This window comes from Sphingomonas sp., from assembly GCF_035317925.1.
Lineage (GTDB): Bacteria > Pseudomonadota > Alphaproteobacteria > Sphingomonadales > Sphingomonadaceae > Sphingomonas_I.
On the sequence record NZ_DATHFV010000151.1, the window covers coordinates 1 to 4398 of the forward strand.

Sequence of the window (4398 nt, forward strand, 5' to 3'; positions counted from 1 at the left end):
GCCGCGCGGTTCGAGAATATGGATTCCCGCCTTCGCGGGAATGACGATTATGCGGATGACGAATTAAGGAGACCCACCCCCGTGCAACTCACCCGCCGCACCCTGCTCGCCTCTACCGCCGCCTTGCTCGCCGCGCCCGCCTTCGCCGATGCCCCCGGCGAAGTCGCCCCGACGATTCGCCGCCTCTCCCCCAAACTCGATCGCATCATCCGCCCGGGCGCGAAGGTCGAAATCATCGCCACCGACATCAAATGGGCCGAGGGTCCAATCTGGGTGCGCGAAGGCGGCTACCTCCTCTTCTCCGATCCGCCCGCCAACATCATGCGCCGTTGGAGCGCGAAGGACGGCGTCTCGGTCTTCATGACCCCTTCGGGCACCGCCGGGCTTGATCCGAAGCTGGTGCGCGAAGCCGGCTCGAACGGCCTCGCGATCGATCATCAAGGACGCCTCCTGATCGCGAACAGCGGCGGCGGCTCGATCGACCGCGTCGATCTCAAGACGAGGAAGCGCACCACCCTCGTCGCCCAATATGACGGCAAACGCCTCAACAGCTGCAACGACATGACCGTCAGCAAATCGGGCGCGATCTACTTCACCGATCCGCCCTACGGCTTCACGACCGGCGACGCCTCGCCGCTCAAGCAGGCGAAGCAGAACGGCGTCTACCGCTTCGTCGAGGGCCAGGGCGTCACGCTCGTCGACGGCAGCCTCACCCGCCCCAACGGCATCGCACTCACGCCCGACGAAAAGCGCCTGTTCGTCTCCAACTCGGACGTGCAGGACAAGCGCATCGTCTATTACGATCTCGGCCCCGATGGCCTGCCCACCGGCCCGGCCAAGCTGTTCCTCGACGCCAACAGCATGACCGGCCCCGGCAACCCCGACGGCATGAAGATCGCCGCCGACGGCACGATGTTCTGCTCCAGCCCGGGCGGCATGTGGATCCTCTCGCCCACCGGCGAGAAGCTCGGCCTGATCGAGGACGGCGCCCCGATCGCCAACTGCTGTTTCGGCGACGACGGGACAACGCTCTACATGGCGTCGAACACGCGCGTGCTGCGCCTGAAGCTGGGGATCAACGGCTGGGCGGCATAGGCCCGACGGCGCGAAAGCGCGTCGGGCCTGTCGCGATCAGAAGGTCTCGCCGACCATCTCTTCGCTCTTCGCCCACAAGGCGGCGGCGCGATCGGGATCGAGCGCATAGGGGCGCACGCCTTCGCTGATCGGATTGATGATCTTGTCGGCGGTGATCCGTGTCGTGACGTGGCAATTCTCGCAATAGCGCCCGCCGACCTCTTCGGCCGCCGCGACCACACCGGCCCACACCGAAGTCGCGGCGCCTTGCGGGATCGTCTTGAACTGGAAGGGCGGCAGGCCTTCGGCGGCGAGATCCGCGTTGATCGCCGCCACCTGGGCCTTGATGTTGTCGTCCCCGATATGCCGCCCGAGCTCGGTCAATATGCCGCCGGGATGGACCGCGGTCGCCCGCACGCCGCGTGTCCGATGGCGGCGATCGAATTCGACCGCGAACAGGATGTTGGCGGTCTTGGAGCGGCCATAGGCGATCCAGCCGTCATAATCGGTATGCGCGAAATTAGGGTCTTCGAGATCGACGTCGGCGAAGCGGTGGCCTGACGAGGACAGGTTCACCAGCCGCGATCCCGCACCGAACAGCGATGCGATCCGGTTGACCAGCACGAAGTGGCCGAGATGGTTGGTGCCGAACTGGGTTTCGAAGCCGTCGGCGGTGTGGCCGAACGGGCTGGCCATCACGCCCGCATTGCAGATGACCAGATCGAACGGCTTGCCCGCCGCCACCAGGGCATCGGCGCAGGCGCGCACGCTGGCGAGCGAGGCGAGGTCGAGTTCGATCAGTTCGAAACTACCGCCGTTAGCGGCATCGGCGCGAACCTGCGCGGTCGCGGCTTCGGCCTTGGCGAGATCGCGCGCCGCGCCAACGACATGCGCGCCATGCGCCACCAGCGCGCGCGCGGTCTCGACCCCCAGTCCGGCGGACACGCCGGTGACGAGCACGCGTTTGCCCGAAAGATCGACTCCCGCCAGCACCTCGTCGGTGGTGGATGTCGCGCCAAAAACCTGGGTCATGAAAATCTCCGTGGAAGGAAGGCGTGGGGCACGCTTGTCGCGCGGCCTCAGGCGATATAAACGATAGCTCGCCTCCGTTTTATATACGGAGGGTCCCTCCGGTTATCAAGGCCGGCCAGGTCGAGGAGTGTCTTTTTGGCGACCGACGCCCCCCGCAAGCCGCGCGCCGATGCCGAGCGCAATCGCCAGCGGCTGCTCGAGGCGGCGATGGCGGCCTTCGCGGCGCAGGGCGCGGCGGCCAGCCTGGAAGAGATTGCGCGGTCGGCGGGCGTCGGGATCGGGACGCTGTACCGTCATTTCCCGACGCGCGATGCGCTGATCGAGCATGTCTATCGTCAGGCGATCGGCCAGCTTGGCGAAGCCGCGGAAACCCTGGCGCGCACGCATCCGCCGTTCGAGGCCTTGCGCCAGTGGCTGCTGCTGTTCGTCGATTATCTCGCGACCAAGAAGATCATGGCGGGCGCGCTCAACACGCTCGTCGCCGGCCCGGCCGAGCTTTATGCCGCGTCGGGCTCGCAATTGCAGGCCGCGATCGCCGCGCTCACCGAACGCGCCGTCGCCAGCGGCGATATCGTGCTCGATGTCGAGCCGCTCGATCTGCTGCGCGCGGTCGCGGGCGTGGCGAATGCCAGCCCCGGCGCCGATTGGCAGGCGGGCGCCAAGCGCATGGTCGCGATCCTGCTCGCCGGGATGCGGCGCGCCTAGGCTATTGCGGCACGTCCGCCGGCGCCGCCGCGATCCGCCCAGGCCAGGCTCGCGCGGCGCGGACGCCAAGCGCCTCCACCTCCGCCCAATCCGGCCTGATCTCCTGCCCGGGCCAGTCGCCCGGATGGCTGCGATAGCCCAGCACATAATCGGTCGCGCGCAGCAGCCCCCGCCCGCCCGGCCCCGCATAATTCCAGATATCCCGGCCAAGGCAGCCGCCAATCTCCGCCACGTCATAGGCAGCATCCAGCGCGTAGACCGAATAATGCAGGCTGCGCGTCCGGCTCATCTCCTCCGGCAGCCGCCCCGACGGGTTGAACTGGGCATCGATCCGCCGGCTCGGAAAGGCCGTCGCCACCCGCTCGGCCAGGTCCGGCCGCCGCGCGAACAGCGCATAGCCTGCCAGTTGCGCATCGAACCACATGCCGTGATTGTTGCGCGCCGCATCCTCGGCCTTGCCGTTGGCGCTGGCCTGCATCCAGTCGACATAGCGGCCGAACCACGCCTCGAGCCGCGTCTGCTCCGCCCGCGACAAGGCGCCCGAGGGTGCGATCAGCCCCACGCCATCCACCACCGCCTGGAATCCGCTGCTGTCGAGCACGCCCTCGGCCCGCCCCAGCTCGCGCCCCGGCACGGCCTGCGCATAATTCATGTTGGGGTTCATCGCCGTCGCCGGATCGAGGAACCATACGCGCACGATCGACGCCGTCTTCGCCGCATATTTGGGATCGTCGCTGTAATAATAGGCCAGCGACAGTGTCCGCACATCGTCCGACAGATGCTCGATCGCCGTGCGGTCATAGGCCGCGCTCGATCGCGCCGGATTGATTTCGCCGTCCTTGCGCAGATAGGGCAGCCCGTCCGCCTTGGACGGGTCCGGCCACCAATACGGCGCGAGGCTCGTATAATCATGCTTGTCGCCGGATGGCGGGACGATCGTCTTGGTCACGACCGATCCCGGCGCACGCGCCAGCGCGAGGTCGGCCTTCCGGATCAGCGCTTGATAGGCCGCCTGCTGCGCGGGATCGGTCTTCAGCTTCTGCTTGGCGGCGAGGAGCGGCGCGGGGTCGAGCAGGAACGTGCGGCGGCCGCCGAAGGAAGCGGCATAGCCGTCCGCGCCGTGGCAGCGGAGCGGCGTTTCGACCGCCCGCGCGGCCACCGCCGTCCCGATCAGCGTCAAGGCGGTCGCCGCCAGCCAAGCCCCTGCCCATCGCCGCATCGATTCCGCTCCCGAATGTTCGTTTCGCTCTCTTTGACACCGGTATCATAAGGAGGCAAGATGCGTCCGACGCGCCGGTGACAGGCGCTTTGGCCGGAGAGCGGAATGCAATATCATGCCCGCTATCTCCAATGCCCTTGACAAAGTAGAACAAAACGTGTACGCATTTCACGTTCACTGATCCGGGCCCGGGCAGAGGAACCAAGCCCATCTCCGTGCGGCAACGTACGGGGAACGACCGGCGCGAAGCTCTCGGATGCCTTGTTAGTCGAAGACTTCGCTGCCTCTTTTCCGTCCTCGTCCCTGGAGCGATCCAGGGATGTGCCGGCGTCGCGTACCGTGGCTATGCGGTCGACGCTCTTCACTGA

Annotated in this window: 4 protein-coding genes; 2 read left to right on the top strand and 2 right to left on the bottom strand. The window is 67.0% G+C overall.

What is annotated here, in order from left to right; translation table 11 throughout:
• The first annotated feature begins 18 nt into the window (after positions 1-18).
• Positions 19-1095, top strand: a complete 1077-nt coding sequence (locus VK533_RS11400) for an SMP-30/gluconolactonase/LRE family protein (RefSeq protein ID WP_324377704.1) — start codon at positions 19-21, stop codon at positions 1093-1095.
• Positions 1096-1131: 36 nt separating this feature from the next.
• Here VK533_RS11400 and VK533_RS11405 read toward each other — a convergent pair whose 3' ends face one another.
• A complete protein-coding gene (locus VK533_RS11405; RefSeq protein WP_324377697.1) occupies positions 1132-2106 on the bottom strand; it encodes an SDR family NAD(P)-dependent oxidoreductase in 975 nt (324 codons plus the stop codon).
• 135 nt (positions 2107-2241) lie between these two features.
• On the opposite strand from VK533_RS11405, the gene VK533_RS11410 reads away from it, so the two are divergent.
• Positions 2242-2811, top strand: coding sequence for a TetR/AcrR family transcriptional regulator (locus VK533_RS11410; protein ID WP_324377699.1), 570 nt, complete (start codon positions 2242-2244; stop codon positions 2809-2811).
• A gap of 1 nt (position 2812) precedes the next feature.
• On the opposite strand, the gene VK533_RS11415 is transcribed toward VK533_RS11410, so the two are convergent.
• Positions 2813-4030, bottom strand: a complete 1218-nt coding sequence (locus VK533_RS11415) for an alginate lyase family protein (protein WP_324377702.1) — start codon at positions 4028-4030, stop codon at positions 2813-2815.
• Positions 4031-4398: the final 368 nt, after the last annotated feature.

Coding starts and splice junctions, on each gene's coding strand:
- VK533_RS11400 (WP_324377704.1), top strand. CDS start 19: ATGGATTCCCGCCTTCGCGGGAATGACGATTATGCGGATGACGAATTA.
- VK533_RS11405 (WP_324377697.1), bottom strand. CDS start 2,106: ATGACCCAGGTTTTTGGCGCGACATCCACCACCGACGAGGTGCTGGCG.
- VK533_RS11415 (WP_324377702.1), bottom strand. CDS start 4,030: ATGCGGCGATGGGCAGGGGCTTGGCTGGCGGCGACCGCCTTGACGCTG.